A 16,726-nucleotide genomic window follows, 5' to 3' on the forward strand; every position below is an offset into this window, starting at 1 on the left:
AGCGGTCCGCGGGCGCGGTCCGTTATCCTCGACCGTTGATGAGCCCGTCGTTCACGCTTCCCGACACCACCTCCCTCGGCGACCTCCGCACCTACCTGGGGCGGGCCTCCCGGGTGGAGGACGGATCGGTGCGGCTCATCGCCGGTGGCGGCGTCCTCGCCGTCTACACGGCGATCCTCTACCCGGTCGGGTTGCTCGACGAGGTGCCGACGGTGCTCGGACTCCGGACGTTCGCGCTGGCCGACCCGGTCGAGTTCGACGCCGTCGTCCCGATCGCGTCGTTCGTCCACCGGCTCGACGCGCTCGTCGAGGAGCACCGCTCCGCCGAGGAACGCGGACTGGACCCGACCGCGGCGACCGCCGTCACGGCTGAGCTCCCGCTCGAGGTCCACACCGTGACCTGGGCCGCGATCTCGCCGCCCCGCGGTGGCTGGGTCGCGCAGCTCGACATCGATGCCCGCACGCTCCGCCGGGTCGCGCGCGAGGGCATGGCCGAGGTGGCAGAAGCCGTCCCGACGGCCGCCGGCGACGCCGTCGTGCGCCGCGTCCGCGCCGAGGTCTGGGGAAGGCCCGTCAACGGCGAGGAGCACCTGCCCGCTGGAGCCGCGTTCGCGGCCGAGAGCCTCGGGTTCCTGGCCGAGGGTGAACCCGTCCGTCTGTTCGAGACGGGGCCGTGGAGCCGCCTGACGACGACCCGCGGCCACGTGCTCGTCAAGCGTCGGGCGTGGAGCCTGTCCCGCTGACGTCGCCCGCGGCGTTCACCATGGCGTGCGCCGCGCGCTCGAGGTACGCCCAGAGCATCGCCTCGTCCATCGGAGCGAGGTCGAGACCGTCGACAGCGGCGCGCATGTGCCGCAACCAGCGGTCCCGCGCATCCGGGGTCACGCGGAACGGCATGTGCCGCATCCGCAGCCGCGGGTGCCCGCGCTCCTCCGAGTAGGTCGTCGGTCCGCCCCAGTACTGCTGGAGGAACAGGGAGAGTCGCGAGATCGCGCCCTCCAGGTCCTCGGCCGGGTACATCGGCCAGATGACGGGGTCGCTCTGGACGCCCTCGTAGAAGGCGCGGACGAGCCGGTCGAACGTCGGGGCGCCGCCGATCCGGTGGAAGAGCTCGCCGCCCGGGGTCACGCCGCCCGAGCCGACGCGGAGCGTGATCGGCTGCGGCCCGGCGCCGGCGCCGACGCCGACGCCGACGCCGGGGCGCTCGGTGCCGTGGGCGGGGCGCTCGGTGCCGTCGCCGCTCATGCCGGGTCCCGGGGCGCCGTGGCCTTCTTGCGGGACGGTCGGGTGACGGGCGTCGGATGCGTGCGCGGGGGGCGAGCGCCGTTGATCGAGGTGGCGTTCTCCCATCCGGCGGGCATGATCATCGCCATGGCGGGCAGCGTCACGCCGAGGTCGTCGACCGCCTTCTTGAGGCGGACCCGGAGCTCCCGGCCGACGGCGTCGAGTTCGGCAGCGCGCGTCTTGATGACGAGCCGGAACACCATCGCACCGTCGGTGATCGTCTGGAGGCCCCAGATCTCCGGCTTCTCGACGATGCGCTGCCGCCAGCGGGTCTCCTGCGCCATCGCCACCGCCGCGCCGAGCAGTGCGTCCTCGACGGCGTCGATGTCCGTCTCGTACGGGACGGTGACGTCGACGAGGACGCGGGACCATCCCTGCGACATGTTCCCGACGCGGAGGATCTGCCCGTTCGGTACGAACCAGAGGATCCCGTTGACGTCACGGACCTGCATGACCCGCAGGCCGACGTTCTCGACCACGCCGGTGGCCTGACCCGTGTCGACGACGTCACCGACGCCGGCTTGGTCCTCGATGATCATGAAGATCCCGGACAGCAGGTCCTTGACGATGCTCTGCGCCCCGACGGCGAGGCCCGCGGCGACCACCGACGCCCCCGCGACGAGCCCGAGCAGGTTCGCGCCGAACTGGCTGGCGATGATGACGAGCGCCACGACGGCGATCACCACGGTCGCGACGTTCTCGAGCACGCTGCCGAGCGTCCGGGTGCGCTGGATCACACGCGCGGTCTGCAGGGGCGACGCGATGAGGGCCTGCGTGTCCTCGACGTTCTGCCGACGCTTCACACCGTTGACGATGCGGTCGACGAGGTTCCGGATGACCCGGCGCAGGAACAGTCGCAGGACGACAGCGAGGACCACGACGATCACGATCGTGATCGCCGTGTGCCAGGTGTCGACGAACTGCGTGAAGGCGTTCGTCACGATGGTCTTCGCTTCGTCGGTGGGGGATGGGGTCGATGTCGCGGCGAGGAGCATGGTCCGAGCGATGGTAGGGGATGGACCTCGGCCGGACGTTCAGCTGCGCCCGGCCGAGGCGCGGTCACACGGTGTTCTCAGGGGTCCCGAGGCCTGTCACGAGGATGACACCCGGGAGAGGGTCCCAGGAGCGGGCGGAGTACCCGAGGAGGGGCGGCGGGGGCTCCCGCCACCCCTCCCTTCGATCAGGCGTCGGCCGCCTGGACCGCGAGCGCCCGCTCGACACCGGCGAGGTTCTCGACGACCAGGCGGCGGAGCGCCGGGGTCTCCGGGTGGGTGTCGAGCCATGCCTGCGTGGCGTCGCGGAGTTCGACGCTCGCGAGCGGCGCCGGGTAGAGGCCCGCCACCAGGGTCTCCGCGATGTGGTAGGTCCGGTTGGCCCAGATCTCGGTCAGGGCGTCGAAGTACCGCGACACGATGCCCTCGAGCGCGACGGGCGTGAGGACGTGCTGGTACCCGACCGCGGTCTGCCGCACGATCGCGTTCGGCAGGGCGTCGGAGTCGACGAGCGACGAGAACGCGGTGAGCTTGCCCTCGGCGGTGGGGATGGTCGCCCGCGCGCGCGCCGCGGCCTGCTCACCGTTCGCCGTCGGGTCGGCGGTGAGCTCCGTGGCGATCTCGGACTCGCCCGCGGCGCCGTTGAGCACGAGCCCCTCGAGCAACTCCCAGCGCAGGTCCGTGTCGATCGTCAGGTCGTTGAGCAGGACGTCACCGCTCCGGAGCCCCTGCAGCGTGGCGACGTGCTCCGGGGTCGACGCGATCTGCGCGAAGAACTTGACGAACTGGAACTGGGCGTCGGATCCGGCCTCCGCCGTCGCCGCCAGCTGCCAGAGGGCGTCGCCGACCTCGCGGACGGTGGCCTCTCGCTTCGCGGGCGCGACGTAGCTCCGGGCGGCCAGGAGCAGCTGCGACAGCGTGGTCCGGATGGTCGTCGACTCGGTCTCGGTGGCGATGTTGCCGAGGACCAGGCGGACGTAGTCGCTCGCCGGCGCTTCGGCGTCGCGGGTGGCGTCCCACACCGCACCCCAGACGATCGACCGGGCGAGCGGGTTCGCGATCGCGGCCAGGTGTTCCACCGCCGTGCGGCGCGAGTCCTCGTCGAGGCGGATCTTGGCGTACGCCAGGTCGTCGTCGTTGAGCAGCACGAGGTCCCCGCGGTGCACGCCGACGAGCTCCGGGACCTCGGTCCGCGGGCCGTCGACGTCGATCTCGATGCGGTGCGTGCGCTCGAGCTTGCCACCGGCGGACGCGGCGTTCGCGCCGAACGGGTGGACGGCCTCCTCGTGGGCGTCGCCGCCGAACGCGTACACGCCGATGGCGAGGCGATGGGGACGCAGCGTCGGGTGGTCGCTCGGGGCCTCCTGGAGGACCGCGAACGCGGTGATCACGCCGTCGTCGTCCGTCGTGAACTCGGGACGGAGCGTGTTCACCCCGGCCGTCTCGAGCCAGACGCTCGACCAGTCGGAGAGGTCTCGGCCGCTCGTGACCTCGAGCTCGGCGAGCAGGTCGCGCAGCTCGGTGTTGCCGTGCGCGTGCTTCTTGAAGTAGGCCGAGACGCCCGCGAAGAAGGCGTCGATCCCGACCCAGGCGACGAGCTGCTTGAGGACCGAGCCGCCCTTCGCGTACGTGATGCCGTCGAAGTTGACCTGGACGTCCTCGAGGTCGTTGATGGTGGCCACGACCGGGTGGGTCGACGGGAGCTGGTCCTGCCGGTAGGCCCAGGACTTCTCCATCGCCTGGAACGTCGTCCAGGCCTCGGTCCACTCGGTGGCCTCGGCGGTCGCGATCGTCGACGCCCACTCCGCGAAGGACTCGTTGAGCCAGAGGTCGTTCCACCACTTCATCGTGACCAGGTCGCCGAACCACATGTGCGCGAGCTCGTGCAGGATCGTGACGACGCGGCGCTCCTTGATCGCGTCGGTCACCTTCGAGCGGAACACGTAGGTCTCGGTGAACGTCACGGCACCGGCGTTCTCCATGGCCCCCGCGTTGAACTCGGGCACGAAGAGCTGGTCGTACTTGTCGAAGGGGTAGGCGACGTCGAACTTGTCCTCGTAGTAGGCGAAGCCCTTGCGGGTCGTCTCGAAGACGTACTCGGGGTCGAGGTACTCGGCGAGCGACTGCCGGGCGAAGATCCCGAGCGGGATGGTGCGGCCGTCGCGGCTCGTCAGTTCGCTGCGGACCACGGTGTACGGGCCCGCGATGAGCGCGGTGATGTAGCTCGAGATCCGCGAGGTCGGAGCGAACGTCCACGTCGCGACGTCGCCGTCGACGCGGGGCTCGGGGGTCGGCGAGTTCGACACGACCTGCCAACGAGACGGCGCGGTGACCGTGAACGCGAACGTCGCCTTGAGGTCGGGCTGCTCGAACACGGTGAACATCCGGCGCGAGTCCGGGACCTCGAACTGGGAGTAGAGGTAGACCTCGCCGTCGACGGGGTCGACGAAGCGGTGCAGGCCCTCGCCCGTGTTGGTGTACCGCATGTCGGCGACGACGGTGAGCTCGTTCTCGGCCTGGAGATCGTCGAGGCGGATGCGCACGCCGTCGTTGACGTCCGCCACGTCGAGCGCGGTGCCGTTGAGCGTGACCGCGTGCACGGCCGCGGTGATCGCGTCGATGAACGTCGCGGCACCCGGCGTCGCGGAGAACCGCACGGTCGTGGTGCTCCCGAAGGTCTCGTCACCCCGTGTCAGGTCGAGGTCGACCTCGTAGGCGGCGACGTCGACGACGGCCGCACGCTCCTGGGCTTCGATTCGGGTGAGGTTCTCTCCGGGCACGGGCCGCTCCATCCTTCTGCGAGCGCGCAGGCGTCGTGGGCCCGGCGCGTCGGGGCTGTCGTCGCCGTCGATGGCGACCCGTCAACTCTACCGACGCGCGTAGTGTCACCGGCATGACGGACACCGCTGTGGACAGCTCCCCGACGACCCCGACCGCTGTGGACTTCTGGTTCGACCCCACGTGTCCCTGGGCGTGGATGACGAGCCGCTGGGTGGGCGAGGTCGAGCAGCACCGCGACCTCGACGTCACGTGGCACGTCATGAGCCTGTTCGTCCTCAACGAGGGCCAGGACATCCCCGAGAACTACAAGGAGGCGCTCGACCGGAACCAGGTGTACTCGCGGCTCGTCACCGCGGCGCGCCTCCGCCACGGCCAGGACGTCGTCAAGCGCCTCTACGACGCCCTCGGCGAGCACATCCACCACCGTCAGGAGAAGGACCCGCAGCAGGTCGTGCCCACCGTCCTGGAGGAGCTCGGACTCGAGGCCGATCTCGCCGACGCCGCGTGGACCGACGAGACCGACGCCGCCATGCGCGAGAGCCACCGTGACGGCATCGAGCGGGTCGGCCAGGACGTCGGCACCCCGGTGATCGCCGTCGAGGGCACCGCGTTCTTCGGCCCCGTCATCTCGCCCGCCCCGAAGGGCCAGCAGGCGCTCGACCTGTGGGACGGCATCGTCGCGGCGGCCCGGTACCCCGGCTTCTTCGAGCTCAAGCGCTCCCGCACCGTCGGCCCGATCTTCGACACCGTCTGACGCGGCCGCCGTCGGCCGGGAGGCGCGGGTCGGTCCCGCCCCGTCCCTCCCGGCCGCCCCTGGCCGGCCCCCGGGAGTCGCCGAGATCGCAGAACACGCCGCTCACGGATGGGCGGTTTCAGCTGGTGAGTGCAACGCCTGAGGTTCGGGAGTTGTCGTGGCAACGCATGCGTCGTTGGTGGTTCGGGCGTCCGCGGTCGGGTCGCTGATCGATGGGGAGTCGGCAGGGTCGGTTGCGGGACGGTTCGGTGTGCCGCTGCGGACGGTCACGACGTGGGCGATGCTTGCGGGCGTGGAGCTACAGCGAGGTCCTGATGGTGGCGCGGTCCGAGTTCGTCAGCTCGTCCCGGGTGGGGTGGGTCATGGTCGGCGGCTTTCGCGGATGGACCGGGTCCGGATCGAGATCGGGCTCGGCCAGGGACTGTCGATGCGAGCGATCGCGGCGCTGATCGGCGTGTCAGCATCGACCGTCTCGCGAGAGGTGCGTCGGAGCCGGAGCGTGTATCGGTCCCGGTGGCACTACGACGCCGCGATTGGGGAGCATCTCGCTGGGCAACGCCGCCGTCGGCCGCGGCAGCGGCTGCTGGACGCCCGGCCCGAGCTGCGGGAGGCGGTCGTGGTGCAGCTGAACGATCGCCACTCCCCGCAGCAGGTCGCTGGCCGGCTGCGGGACGTGTTTCCGGGGCGCGAGGATATGCAGGTGTCGCACGAGACGATCTACCAGGCCTTGTATCTCCAGGGCCGTGGTGCGCTCCGGCACGAACTCACGGTCGAGAAAGCACTCCGCTCGGGTCGGACCGGTCGGTTGCCGCAATCGAAACTACCCAGGCGCAGTAGCAGGCCCTGGCTTGAGGGCGCGCGGTTGTCCGAGCGGCCCGCGGTCGTGGAGGACCGCGCGATCCCGGGGCACTGGGAAGGGGACCTGGTTGTCGGACCCCGGAACTCCGGGATCATCACCCTCGTCGAGCGCAGCACCCGGTTCGCGCTCCTGGGTCGGCTTCCCGGGAGCCGGGACTCCGACACCGTCATCGACCGGCTTGCCGCGATGGTCGCGACGCTTCCCGAGCAGCTGCGCCGTTCCGTGACCTGGGACCAGGGCACCGAGATGGCCAAGCACGCGAGGTTCACCGTCGCGACCGCGGTCCCAGTGTTCTTCTGCGACCCCCACTCGCCCTGGCAGCGGGGCAGCAACGAGAACCTCAACGGCCTGCTCCGGGTGGATTACTTCCCCAAGGGCACCGACTTCAACACCGTCACCGACACCGAGCTCCAAGCCGTACAAGACCAACTCAACCGCCGACCCCGCCAGACATTGCGCTTCCGCACCCCCGCCGAGAAACTCGACGAGTACATCCAACGCGTTGCACTGACCGCCTGAGACCGCCATGGACGTGAGCGGCGTGTTCTGCGATCTCGGCGGAGGGCGGAGGGCGGAGGGCGGAGGCCGGCGGCCGTCAGGCCAGGGCTCGCCGCATGACGACGAGGTCGTGCCACCGGTCGAACTTGCGGCCGACCTCGCGCACGGTGGCGACGTGCTCGAACCCGAACCGTTCGTGCAGGCGGATCGACGCGGCGTTGTCCGATGCGATGTCGGCGATCATGACGTGTCGTCCGGCCCGGACGGCGTGGTCGATCGCGGCCCCGAGGAGCGTCGACGCGATGCCCCGGCCGTGGAACCGCGCGTCGAGGTAGATGCTGTCCTCGACGGTCCACCGGTAGCCCGGGTTCTCGCGCCACGGTCCGTAGGTGACGTAGCCCGCGACCACACCGTCGGCCTCGGCGACGAACACCGGGAACCCGTCGCGGCGGCGCTCCGCCAGCCAGTCGTCGAACCACGCGCGGGGGAGCGGTTCGTCGCGCCAGATCGCCGTGGAGTGCAGGACGGCCTCGCGGTGGAGCGCGTGCACGACGTCGAGGTCGTCCGGCTCGGCATGCCGCACGACGACGTCCGGCGGGGTCGTGGTCATGCCTCGATGCTAGGGGCCGGCAGCACGCCGGACCGGCCCGGAGCGGCGTCTGCGCCCGGGAATAGGATCGCAGGCATGCGCATCCACCTCGGCACGGACCACGCCGGCCTCGACTTCTCGCACACGCTCGCCCAGCACCTCACCGAGGCCGGCCACGAGGTCGTCGACCATGGTCCCGCCGAGTACGACCCGCTCGACGACTACCCCTCGTTCTGCATCAACGCCGCGTCGGCCGTCGTGCGCGACCAGCGTGCGGGCGTGCAGGCCCTCGGCGTCGTGTTCGGTGGCTCGGGCAACGGCGAGCAGATCGCCGCCAACAAGGTCGAGGGTGTGCGCGCCGCGCTCGTGTGGAACGAGTCGACCGCGCTGCTGGCCCGGCAGCACAACGACGCGAACGTCATCTCGATCGGTGCCCGCCAGCACACCGAGGCCGAGGCCATCCGCTTCGTCGACCTGTTCATCGCCGAGCCGTTCTCGGGTGAGGAGCGCCACGCGCGTCGCATCGCGCAGCTCGCCGAGTACGAGACCACCGGCACGATCGCCGGCAAGCAGATCGACGCCTGAGTCGTCCCGATGCCCGAGGGTCACTCCATCCACCGCATCGCGCGGCAGTTCTCCCTGCACTTCGTGGGGCAGCGCTGCAGCGTGTCGAGCCCCCAGGGGCGGTTCGCGGCCGGCGCCGCCCAGCTCGACGGCCGCGTGATGACCGGGGCGACGGCAGTGGCCAAGCAGATGTTCCTCGAGTTCGAGGGCGGCCTGTTCCTCCGCGTGCACCTCGGCCTCTACGGTGCGTGGGACTTCGCCGGCGAGATATCGACCGACGCCACGATGGCGAGCGCGAACGGCCGGATCGGGCAGACCAACCAGCGCGGGACGATCGTCGACGCCGCGGGCGAGGACTCCCTGGCCAGCATCGGGGCACCCCGCCGCTCGCGCTACCGCATGGCGGAGCAGGAGCACGAGGAGACCCCGATCGAGGCCTTCCCGCCCGAGCCGGTCGGCCAGGTGCGGGTCCGGATCCTCACGGACACCGCCGTCGCCGACCTCCGTGGGCCGACCGCGTGCGTCGTCGAGACGGCGGAGGAGATCCAGCGCGCCATCGACAAGCTCGGCCCGGACCCCATGGTCGACGACGGCCCCGAGGCCGAGCAGCGGTTCGTGGACGGCGTGCGGCGGCGGAACGTCCCGATCGGGCAGCTGCTCATGGACCAGTCGGTCGTCAGCGGCATCGGGAACGTCTACCGGGCGGAGCTGTTGTTCCGCGCCCGCCTCGACCCGTACAAGCCGGGCAAGCAGGTCACCGACGAGCAGGCACGGGCCCTCTGGCGGGACTGGTCGAAGCTCCTGCACGACGGCGTCCGCGTCGGTCAGATGATGACCATGGACGACCTGACCCCCGAGGAGTACGACGCCGCGCTCCGCAGCCGGGACGACCGCCACTGGGTGTACCACCGCGCCGGGCTGCCCTGCCGCGTGTGCGGGACGAACATCGCGATGGCGATGATGGCGGGCCGCAAGCTCTACTGGTGCCCGGTCGACCAGACCTGACCCGGTCCGCACCGCAGCGGCCCCGCTCGGCGCCGGCCCCGGTCGGCGCCGGCCCCGCTCAGCGGTCCAGGTACGTCCAGCGCCCCGCGACCGCGGTCCCCAGGACGCGCATCGACCGGAGCGCACCGGACGACGCCGCGAGCGGGTCCGATGCCACGAGCACGAGGTCCGCGACGTCGCCGACCGCGACCGTGGTGCGGCCGTCGGTCGACGCCGTCCACGCGGTCAGCTGGTCGATGCGCTCTTCCGGGTGCCACGCCTCCCGGCCGTCGCGGTCCCGACCGACCGCCGCCGCCATCGACACCCACGGATCGAGCGGCGCGACGGGGGCGTCGGACCCGAGGCGGAGGCGCGCCCCGGCCTCGCGGAGTGTGCGCAACACGAACGCGCGGTCGGTCCGACCGGCCCAGTAGCGATCCGCCACGTCGCGGTCGTCCATCGCGTGCTCCGGCTGCACGCTCGCGTCGACGCCGAGTCGAGCGAACCGGGCGACGTCGGCGGGGCGCAGGAGCTGTGCGTGCTCGATGGACCCGCGGACCCCGACCTGCTCGAACACGTCGAGCGCCAGGGCGTTCGCCCGGTCGCCGATGGCGTGCACCGCGGGGACGAGCCCGCCGTCGGCGGCGCGGCGTACGAGCGCGCGGACCTCGTCCGGCGTGAACGCGAGGACCCCGAGTGCGTCGTGCCCGTGCAGCCCCGCGTAGGGCTCGTCGACCGCGGCGGTGCGGGTGTTGAGCGAACCGTCGGTGATCACCTTGAACGGCCCCATGGACACCAGGCCGAGGGTGCCGGGCACGACGTCGCCCGTGCGCAGCCCGCGGTCGAGCACCGCGTCGAGCTCCTGGGGGTAGACACCGGATCGGACCCGGATGCCGTCGATGCCGGCGCGGACGCGGCGCGTCCAGCGGTCGAGCCCGAACCGCATCTCGAGGTCGACGACCCCGACGACGCCCCGGCCGCTCGCCGCCTCGACGGCGTCGGCGACGTAGTCGTCGAGCACCGCGTCGGGCACGCGGGAGATCGCCGTGCTGACGTCGAACGCGTCCTGCTCGCGGAGCAGCCCGGTCGGATGGGTCACGAGGGGCCGGTCGAGCAGGTCGCCGTACCGCGCGAGCGCGATCCCGTTGCACCACACCGCGTGCAGGTCACCGCTGACGACGACGACCGGGAGGCCCGGTGCGGCCCGGTCGAGCAGCTCACGGTGGGCGGCGTCCGGCCAGAGCCCGTCCCGGAACCCGTAGCCGATGAGGACGTCGTCGGGCGGGGCGCTCCGCGCGGCGTCGGCGATGACCGCGGCGACGGCGGCGGCGCTCGTGCATGCCGAGACGTCGACCCGGCGCCGGACGAGCGCCCACTGGTCGAAGTGCGTGTGGTGGTCCCACAGCCCGGGGCCGAGCCAGGCACCGTCCGCGTCGACGACGTCCTCGAGGTCGGCCGTGGGCGTGGTGGACTCGATGACGCCGGCCGGTGCGACGGCGGCGATCCGGCCCTCCCGGACGAGCACGTCGGCGGAGGCGCCCGCGGTCCCGATGCGCCGGACGTGGCGGATGAGGGTCCCGGTCACGTGCGGTCCGTCCCGGGGGCCGGTTCCGGCGCGGGCCGGTCCTCGGGATCCGGCGCGGCCGTGGCACGGTCACGGACGCGACGCATCTCCGCGGCGAGCGCCGGGTGTCCGTACGGCCCGGGGGACTCGAGCCCGGCGATGACGTCGTCGACGACCTCGGGCGCCTTGTTCTGACTGAGCTTGGCGCGCGCCTCGAACCGCGTCACCCGGATCCGGATCCCCACGGTGCCCCGGGCGATGCGGCGGGCGGCGTCCTCGTCGACGTCGAGGCCGACCGGCGACGGCATGCGCCGCTCGAAGTGGTCGACGAGCTCCCCCAGCACACGGAAGTTCTCCTCGTCGGGCAGGATCTCGGGCGTGCCCCACAGATGGGCGGTCACGTGGTTCCAGGTGGGCACGAACTGCTGGGCCGGGTACCAGGCGGGCGAGACGTACCCGTGCGGACCCTGCACGATGACGAGGACCTCGTGCCGTCCGAGTTCGTGGGCGACCTCGTCGGGGCGCCCGACGTGGCTGACCAGGGTGATCTCCGTGGCGTCGTCACCCGGGTCCTCGAGCAGGAACGGGTAGTGCGACGCGACCAGGCCCTCCGCCGTCGCGGACACGATCGTCGCCCACGGGTGCGCGCGGACCAGGCGGCGGACCTCCTCGGGGTCCGTCATCAGGAACGCGGGTGTGTGGCGCATGTCGGACAGCGTCCCACAGGCCCTGCGCGGCCACCACCGGGGCTGTTTCGTCGGTGTTTCGACCTCGTGAAGCTTTCAACGCGGAGTGAAAGAAGCCTTGAGTGCGCGCCGCCGTGCTCCCTACCGTGAGCAGCCAAGCCGGCTCCTGCCCGGCCCGGCCGACCGATCCGGCGGCCACAGCAGGCCCGGCGCGACGCGTCGCGGCCCCGCGAGGAGCGAGATGGACATGCGACGGAGTGGCATCGCGGCGGTGGCCGCGGCGGCGGCGTTGGCACTGGTGGCGACCGGGTGTTCGGCGGGCGGTGGGTCCTCGTCGGACGACGCGTCCGGCACGAGCCTCGTGTACGCGACCGGCGTGCCCGACCACCTGACCCCGGGCCGACAGACGGTGGCGTTCGACCAGGTGATGAGCCTGTTCGCGCCGCTCGTCCAGACCGACAGCGACGACCACCTCACGGACCTGGCCGCGAAGAGCGTCAAGAGCGACGACGCCACGACCTGGACCATCACGCTCCGCCACGGTTGGAAGTTCCAGAACGGCGAGACCGTGACGCCCGAGAGCTACGTCCGCGCCTGGAACTACACGGCGTACGCCCCGCACGCGTGGGAGAACAGCGGCGAGCTCGCCGGGATCGTCGGGTACTCCGACCTCAACCCCACCTCGGGCACGCCGACGACCGACACCATGCGCGGGCTGAAGGTCACCGGCAAGGACACGTTCACCGTCACGCTGACCCACGCCGACAGCCAGTTCCCGCTCCAGCTGAGCCAGGCGCAGACCGCGTTCTACCCGATGCCGAAGGCCGCCTACCGGGACATCAAGGCGTACGACAAGAAGCCGATCGGCAACGGCCCGTACGAGATGACCGAGGCCTGGACGAAGAACAAGGAGTTCACCGTCAGGGCCTGGAGCGGGTACCAGGGCCCGGCGCCGAAGGCCGAGCGGGTCACCTACCGCAGCTACAGCGACATGGACACCGCCTACACGGACGTCCTGGCCGGCAACGCGGACGTCCTCTACCTGCCCGCCGACAAGATGACCAGCGCGAAGTCGGACTTCGGGGACCACCTGTACTCGTTCACCTCGCCGGGCATCGACTACCTCGGGTTCCCGCTCTGGGACAAGCGGTACTCCGACCCGCGGATCCGTCAGGCGATCTCGATGTCGATCAACCGCAAGCAGGTGGACAAGGCGATCTACGGCGGACTCTACGAACCCGCGACCGCGCTCACCCCGCCGGTCATGTCCGGAACCCAGGAGGGCATCTGCGGCAAGTACTGCACGTACGACCCCGCGGCCGCCAAGCAGCTCCTCGCCGCGGCGGGCGGGTTCTCCGGCGAGATGGACCTCGTCTACCCCGGCGGCCTCGGACTCGACTCCCTGTACCAGGCGTACGCGAACCAGATCCGCCAGAACCTCGGTGTCGCGAAGGTCGTGGCGAAGCCCACCACGGACTGGGCGTCGTACTACAGCACGCTGACCGCCAAGACGGTCGCCGGACCGCACTTCGGCCACTGGGGCGCCCTGTACACGAGCCAGCAGAACACGCTCCGCGCGCTGTTCACCGCGGCGGGCGGGTGCACGACCTGCACCGGGTACTACCAGAACGACGACGTCGACCGGCTGCTCGACCAGGCCGACGCCGCATCGACGCAGTCCGCCGCCGACGCCCTGTACAACAAGGCGCAGAAGCGGGTGCTCCAGGACTTCCCGATCGTCCCGACGTTCTTCGACAAGTACTCCTACGTCACGAGCAGCAAGGTGACGAAGCTCCCCGAGGTCGCCGGCAGCCCCGTGATCTCGGAGATCCAGGTCAGCAAGTGACCGGCCTCGACACCGCCACGATCGTCGAACACGCCCGCGCGGTCCCGCAGCACACCGGGTTCCCGACGGTGGACGACCTCGTAGCACGGTTCGAGCGCCTGGCGGCCGACCACCCCGACGCCGTCACGGTCACGCGCGTCGGCACCAGCCGCCTCGGCGAGCCGATCCACGCCTACCGGGTCGGCCGCGGTGCACGCTCGGCGGTCGTGGTCGGCGGGGTGCACCCGAACGAGCCGATCGGGTCGTGGACCGCGCTGCACCTGGCCCAGAGCGTGCTCACCGACCCGGTGCTCGCGGCGGCCCTCGACACGACGTGGCACATCGTCCCGACGATCGACCCGGACGGCATGCGGCTCAACGAGGCGTGGTTCGACGACCCGACGGACCGCGTGCACTACGCCCGGCACTTCTACCGGCCGGCACCCGACGCGCAGGTCGAGTGGACGTTCCCGACGAACCACAAGGGCGCGTACTTCGACCGGGTCCTGCCCGAGACGCTCGGACTCATGCTGCTCATCGACCGGGTGCAGCCGGATCTGCTCGTGAGCCTGCACAACGGCGAGATGGGCGGCGTCTACTACTACCTCTCCCGCGACGAGCCGGAGGTCATCACCACCCTGCACGCCGTGCCGGCCGCGCTCGGGCTCCCGCTCGACACCGGCGAACCCGAGTCCCCGTACCTGCGGGAGTACGCGCGGTCGGTGTTCGCGATGGGGGAGATCGACGAGGCGTACGACTACTACGAGTCCCTCGGCATCGACCCCGCCGCGTTCATCGGTGGGTCGTCGTCGTCCTCGTGGGCGGGGCGCCACGGCACGCTCTCGCTCGTGGCCGAACTGCCGTACTGGCAGCACCCGGACGCCGACGACGACACGGCGACGGGCGAGTCCTACGCCGACCTCGTCCGTCGGACCGCCGACGCCATGGCGGTCACCGGTTCCGTCCTCGATCAGGTGCTCGACGCCGCGTCCCCGATGCTCACCATCGCGACCCCGTTCCTCGAGGCCTCGCGCGCCTTCGTCCCGATGCTCGCGCGCATGGCGGAGACGGACCGAGCCCGGGCCGACCGCGAACCGCCGGAGCGGATGGCCACGGTCGCCGAGCGGTTCGGCCTCGAGGACCTCGTGCGGTGCTTCCGGCTCCGCTACGGCGGCATGCTCCTCCGTGCGATCGAGGCCGAGACCACCGCGGGCACGGCGCCCGTGGCGCTCCGTCGCCTCCGCGACCGCCTCGTCGAGCAGTACGCGACGTGGCAGGCCGAGGCGGGGACCGGGGCGGAGCAGCCGATCCCGCTCGCCGCGCTCGTCGGCGTGCAGTACGGCGCGGTCCTCGCTGCGGCGTCGCATCTCGCACGCACGCTCGGCCCGGTGGCGGGCGGCGGCGACGGACCGGCGGCCGGCTCTTCGGCGGAGGCGGACCCAGGGGCGGACGCCGGCGACGGGGCCGCCCGCAGCCGCGCCTCCCGACCGGTGGGCGTGCCGGGAGGCGCGTGATGCGGACCGCGCTCGTCGTCGGCCGCCGACTCGGTGGCCTGCTCATCGTGTTCCTCGGGGTGACGTTCCTCATCTACGCGATGACGTTCGCGCTCCCCGGCGACCCGATCAAGGCGCTCGGCGGCGACCGGCCGCTCAGTGACGCGGTCGTGCACGCGCTGCGGGCCGAGTACCACCTCGACGAGCCACTGTGGGAGCAGTACCTCCGCTACCTCGGCGGCCTGCTCCACGGCGACTTCGGCACGGACTTCGACGGCGAGAGCGTCGGCTCGGAGATGGCCGCGCGGTGGCCCGTGACGATCGCACTCGCGCTCACCGCCTGGCTGTTCGAGATCGTCCTCGGCATCGGACTCGGCGTCGTGTCGGCGCTCCGGCGGGGCACCGTGCTCGACCGGACGGTGCTCATCGGCACGATCGTGATCGGCGCCGTGCCGGTGTTCGTGCTCGGCGTCGGCGCACAACTCGTGTTCTCCGTGCGGCTCCGGTGGTTCCCGGTCGCCGGGGTCACCGCGGGGTGGCCGTTCGCCTACGTCCTGCCCGCCCTCGTCATCGCGGTCTTCGGTCTCGCGGCGGTCTCGCGGCTCACGCGGACCAGCGTGCTCGACACCCTCGACGCGGACTTCGTGCGCACCGCCAGGGCCAAGGGGCTCACCCCCGGACGCGTCGTGGGTGTGCACGTCATGCGCAACTCCCTCATCCCGACGGTCACGTACCTGGCGACGGACCTCGGGTACCTGATGGGCGGGACCGTCATCGTCGAGGGCATCTTCAACCTGCCCGGCGTCGGCAACCTGCTGTTCCAGGGGATCCGGTCGCACGAGGGCGCCACGGTCGTCGGGATCTCCACCGCCCTCATCCTCGTGTTCCTGGTGACGAGCGTGCTCGTCGACCTCCTCCACGCCGCCCTCGACCCGCGAGTGAGACGATGACCGACTCCGCGCTCAGCGCCACCCTCGAACCCGTCGTCGCCACGCGTCGTCGTCCGCTCGCCGCGGCCCTCCGCACGCCCGGTTTCTGGGTCCCCGCCGCGGTCCTGGCGCTCGTGCTCCTCATCGCCGTGTTCCCGGCGTTCTTCGCCGGGTTCTTCGGCCACGGCGACCCGCGTGCCTGCGACCTCGGCAGGAGCGGCCACGGCGCGTCCGCCGGGCATCCGTTCGGGTACGACCTGCAGGGCTGCGACGTGTACGCGAACGTCGTGTACGGCACCCGCTCGTCGGTCGCCGTCGGGGTCCTGACGACCGTCCTCGCGATGGTCGTCGCGGTCGTCGTCGGCACGCTCGCCGGCATGAACGGCGGTTGGGTCGACGCCGTCCTCTCCCGCCTCACCGACGTGTTCCTCGGCTTCCCGTTCCTGCTCGGCGCCGTCGTCGTGCTCAACAGCGTCGGCGACCGGAACGTCCTGACGGTGTCGCTCGTGCTCGCGCTCTTCGGCTGGCCGACCATGGCCCGGCTCGTCCGCGGGTCCGTGCGCGGCATCCGGCAGGCCGAGTTCGTGCTCGCCGCCCGCACGATGGGACTCTCGACCTGGCGCATCACGACGCGGTACGTCCTGCCGTCGTCGATCTCGCCGCTGCTCGTCCTCGCGACCATCACGGTCGGTGGGGTCATCGTGTCCGAGTCGTCGCTGACCTACCTCGGCATCGGGCTCGAAGCGCCGGCGATCTCCTGGGGCCTCCAGCTCTCGGCGGCCACCACCCAGTTCCAGCAGGCGCCACACATGCTCGTGTTCCCCGCCCTGTTCCTCGCGGTCACCGTGCTCAGCGTCATCGGGCTCGGCGATACGCTGCGGACCGCACTCGACCCGCGTCGCCGTTGACGCCGGTCACCGATCA

The 16,726-nt window shown here is 71.6% G+C and carries 15 protein-coding genes; 9 read left to right on the top strand and 6 right to left on the bottom strand.

What is annotated here, in order from left to right; translation table 11 throughout:
* Window positions 1–38: 38 nt before the first annotated feature.
* On the top strand, window positions 39–743 hold the full coding sequence (locus tag DEI88_RS03945) for a DUF8185 domain-containing protein (protein ID WP_111009935.1): 705 nt from the start codon (window positions 39–41) through the stop codon (window positions 741–743).
* On the opposite strand, the gene DEI88_RS03950 is transcribed toward DEI88_RS03945, so the two are convergent.
* The 3 genes from DEI88_RS03950 to pepN all read right to left on the bottom strand — a co-directional run bounded on the left by DEI88_RS03950 (window position 712) and on the right by pepN (window position 5,056).
* Window positions 712–1,128: a globin gene (locus tag DEI88_RS03950; RefSeq protein WP_258368570.1), complete on the bottom strand. Its 417-nt coding sequence runs from the start codon at window positions 1,126–1,128 to the stop codon at window positions 712–714. The two genes, DEI88_RS03945 and DEI88_RS03950, sit on opposite strands and share 32 nt — an antisense overlap.
* A 113-nt stretch (window positions 1,129–1,241) precedes the next feature.
* Complete coding sequence (locus tag DEI88_RS03955) at window positions 1,242–2,279, bottom strand: mechanosensitive ion channel family protein (protein WP_111009932.1); 1,038 nt, start codon at window positions 2,277–2,279, stop codon at window positions 1,242–1,244.
* 185 nt (window positions 2,280–2,464) lie between these two features.
* Entirely contained in the window at window positions 2,465–5,056 is a 2,592-nt protein-coding gene (gene pepN, locus DEI88_RS03960) for an aminopeptidase N (RefSeq protein WP_111072300.1), read from the bottom strand.
* A 113-nt stretch (window positions 5,057–5,169) separates the two neighbouring features.
* Here pepN and DEI88_RS03965 point away from each other — a divergent pair, with 113 nt between their 5' ends.
* Together DEI88_RS03965 and DEI88_RS03970 are read left to right on the top strand one after the other, a co-directional pair.
* Window positions 5,170–5,811, top strand: coding sequence for a mycothiol-dependent nitroreductase Rv2466c family protein (locus DEI88_RS03965; protein WP_111072223.1), 642 nt, complete (start codon window positions 5,170–5,172; stop codon window positions 5,809–5,811).
* A gap of 157 nt (window positions 5,812–5,968) precedes the next feature.
* Window positions 5,969–7,189, top strand: a complete 1,221-nt coding sequence (locus DEI88_RS03970) for an IS30 family transposase (protein ID WP_502866970.1) — start codon at window positions 5,969–5,971, stop codon at window positions 7,187–7,189.
* A gap of 76 nt (window positions 7,190–7,265) precedes the next feature.
* Here the strand turns inward: DEI88_RS03970 and DEI88_RS03975 are convergent, their stop codons facing one another.
* Entirely contained in the window at window positions 7,266–7,778 is a 513-nt protein-coding gene (locus tag DEI88_RS03975) for a GNAT family N-acetyltransferase (protein ID WP_111035595.1), read from the bottom strand.
* Between the two features lie 75 nt (window positions 7,779–7,853).
* On the opposite strand from DEI88_RS03975, the gene DEI88_RS03980 reads away from it, so the two are divergent.
* Complete coding sequence (locus tag DEI88_RS03980; RefSeq protein WP_111009926.1) at window positions 7,854–8,342, top strand: ribose-5-phosphate isomerase; 489 nt, start codon at window positions 7,854–7,856, stop codon at window positions 8,340–8,342.
* A 9-nt stretch (window positions 8,343–8,351) separates the two neighbouring features.
* Window positions 8,352–9,326: an Fpg/Nei family DNA glycosylase gene (locus DEI88_RS03985; protein ID WP_111013788.1), complete on the top strand. Its 975-nt coding sequence runs from the start codon at window positions 8,352–8,354 to the stop codon at window positions 9,324–9,326.
* Between the two features lie 58 nt (window positions 9,327–9,384).
* On the opposite strand, the gene DEI88_RS03990 is transcribed toward DEI88_RS03985, so the two are convergent.
* Both DEI88_RS03990 and DEI88_RS03995 read right to left on the bottom strand, forming a co-directional pair.
* Window positions 9,385–10,890, bottom strand: coding sequence for an amidohydrolase (locus DEI88_RS03990; RefSeq protein ID WP_220038171.1), 1,506 nt, complete (start codon window positions 10,888–10,890; stop codon window positions 9,385–9,387).
* Window positions 10,887–11,576, bottom strand: coding sequence for an FMN-binding negative transcriptional regulator (locus tag DEI88_RS03995; RefSeq protein WP_111009922.1), 690 nt, complete (start codon window positions 11,574–11,576; stop codon window positions 10,887–10,889). Before DEI88_RS03995 ends, DEI88_RS03990 begins: the two co-directional genes overlap by 4 nt.
* Window positions 11,577–11,796: 220 nt before the next feature.
* Between DEI88_RS03995 and DEI88_RS04000 the strand changes: the two genes are divergently transcribed.
* The 4 genes from DEI88_RS04000 to DEI88_RS04015 are packed head-to-tail and all read left to right on the top strand — an operon-like array spanning window position 11,797 to window position 16,710.
* A complete protein-coding gene (locus tag DEI88_RS04000) occupies window positions 11,797–13,401 on the top strand; it encodes a peptide ABC transporter substrate-binding protein (protein ID WP_258375134.1) in 1,605 nt (534 codons plus the stop codon).
* The gene (locus tag DEI88_RS04005; protein ID WP_111072375.1) at window positions 13,398–14,894 is read left to right on the top strand and encodes a M14 family zinc carboxypeptidase; all 1,497 of its coding nucleotides are present in this window, start codon (window positions 13,398–13,400) and stop codon (window positions 14,892–14,894) included. Before DEI88_RS04000 ends, DEI88_RS04005 begins: the two co-directional genes overlap by 4 nt.
* Window positions 14,894–15,823 carry an ABC transporter permease gene (locus DEI88_RS04010; protein WP_111009919.1) on the top strand — a complete coding sequence of 310 codons (930 nt, stop codon included), beginning with the start codon at window positions 14,894–14,896 and terminating at the stop codon, window positions 15,821–15,823. Before DEI88_RS04005 ends, DEI88_RS04010 begins: the two co-directional genes overlap by 1 nt.
* Entirely contained in the window at window positions 15,820–16,710 is an 891-nt protein-coding gene (locus DEI88_RS04015; RefSeq protein ID WP_111027786.1) for an ABC transporter permease, read from the top strand. Before DEI88_RS04010 ends, DEI88_RS04015 begins: the two co-directional genes overlap by 4 nt.
* The last annotated feature ends 16 nt before the right edge of the window (window positions 16,711–16,726 follow it).

Source organism: Curtobacterium sp. MCBD17_003, assembly GCF_003234885.2.
Classification (GTDB): Bacteria; Actinomycetota; Actinomycetes; order Actinomycetales; family Microbacteriaceae; genus Curtobacterium.

What these genes read in the sequence shown, in the direction of transcription:
- DEI88_RS03965 (WP_111072223.1), top strand. Translation starts at nt 5,170, where the DNA reads ATGACGGACACCGCTGTGGACAGCTCCCCGACGACCCCGACCGCTGTG.
- DEI88_RS04010 (WP_111009919.1), top strand. Translation starts at nt 14,894, where the DNA reads ATGCGGACCGCGCTCGTCGTCGGCCGCCGACTCGGTGGCCTGCTCATC.
- DEI88_RS04000 (WP_258375134.1), top strand. Translation starts at nt 11,797, where the DNA reads ATGGACATGCGACGGAGTGGCATCGCGGCGGTGGCCGCGGCGGCGGCG.
- DEI88_RS03955 (WP_111009932.1), bottom strand. Translation starts at nt 2,279, where the DNA reads ATGCTCCTCGCCGCGACATCGACCCCATCCCCCACCGACGAAGCGAAG.
- DEI88_RS03995 (WP_111009922.1), bottom strand. Translation starts at nt 11,576, where the DNA reads ATGCGCCACACACCCGCGTTCCTGATGACGGACCCCGAGGAGGTCCGC.
- DEI88_RS03975 (WP_111035595.1), bottom strand. Translation starts at nt 7,778, where the DNA reads ATGACCACGACCCCGCCGGACGTCGTCGTGCGGCATGCCGAGCCGGAC.
- DEI88_RS04015 (WP_111027786.1), top strand. Translation starts at nt 15,820, where the DNA reads ATGACCGACTCCGCGCTCAGCGCCACCCTCGAACCCGTCGTCGCCACG.
- DEI88_RS03945 (WP_111009935.1), top strand. Translation starts at nt 39, where the DNA reads ATGAGCCCGTCGTTCACGCTTCCCGACACCACCTCCCTCGGCGACCTC.
- DEI88_RS03980 (WP_111009926.1), top strand. Translation starts at nt 7,854, where the DNA reads ATGCGCATCCACCTCGGCACGGACCACGCCGGCCTCGACTTCTCGCAC.
- DEI88_RS03985 (WP_111013788.1), top strand. Translation starts at nt 8,352, where the DNA reads ATGCCCGAGGGTCACTCCATCCACCGCATCGCGCGGCAGTTCTCCCTG.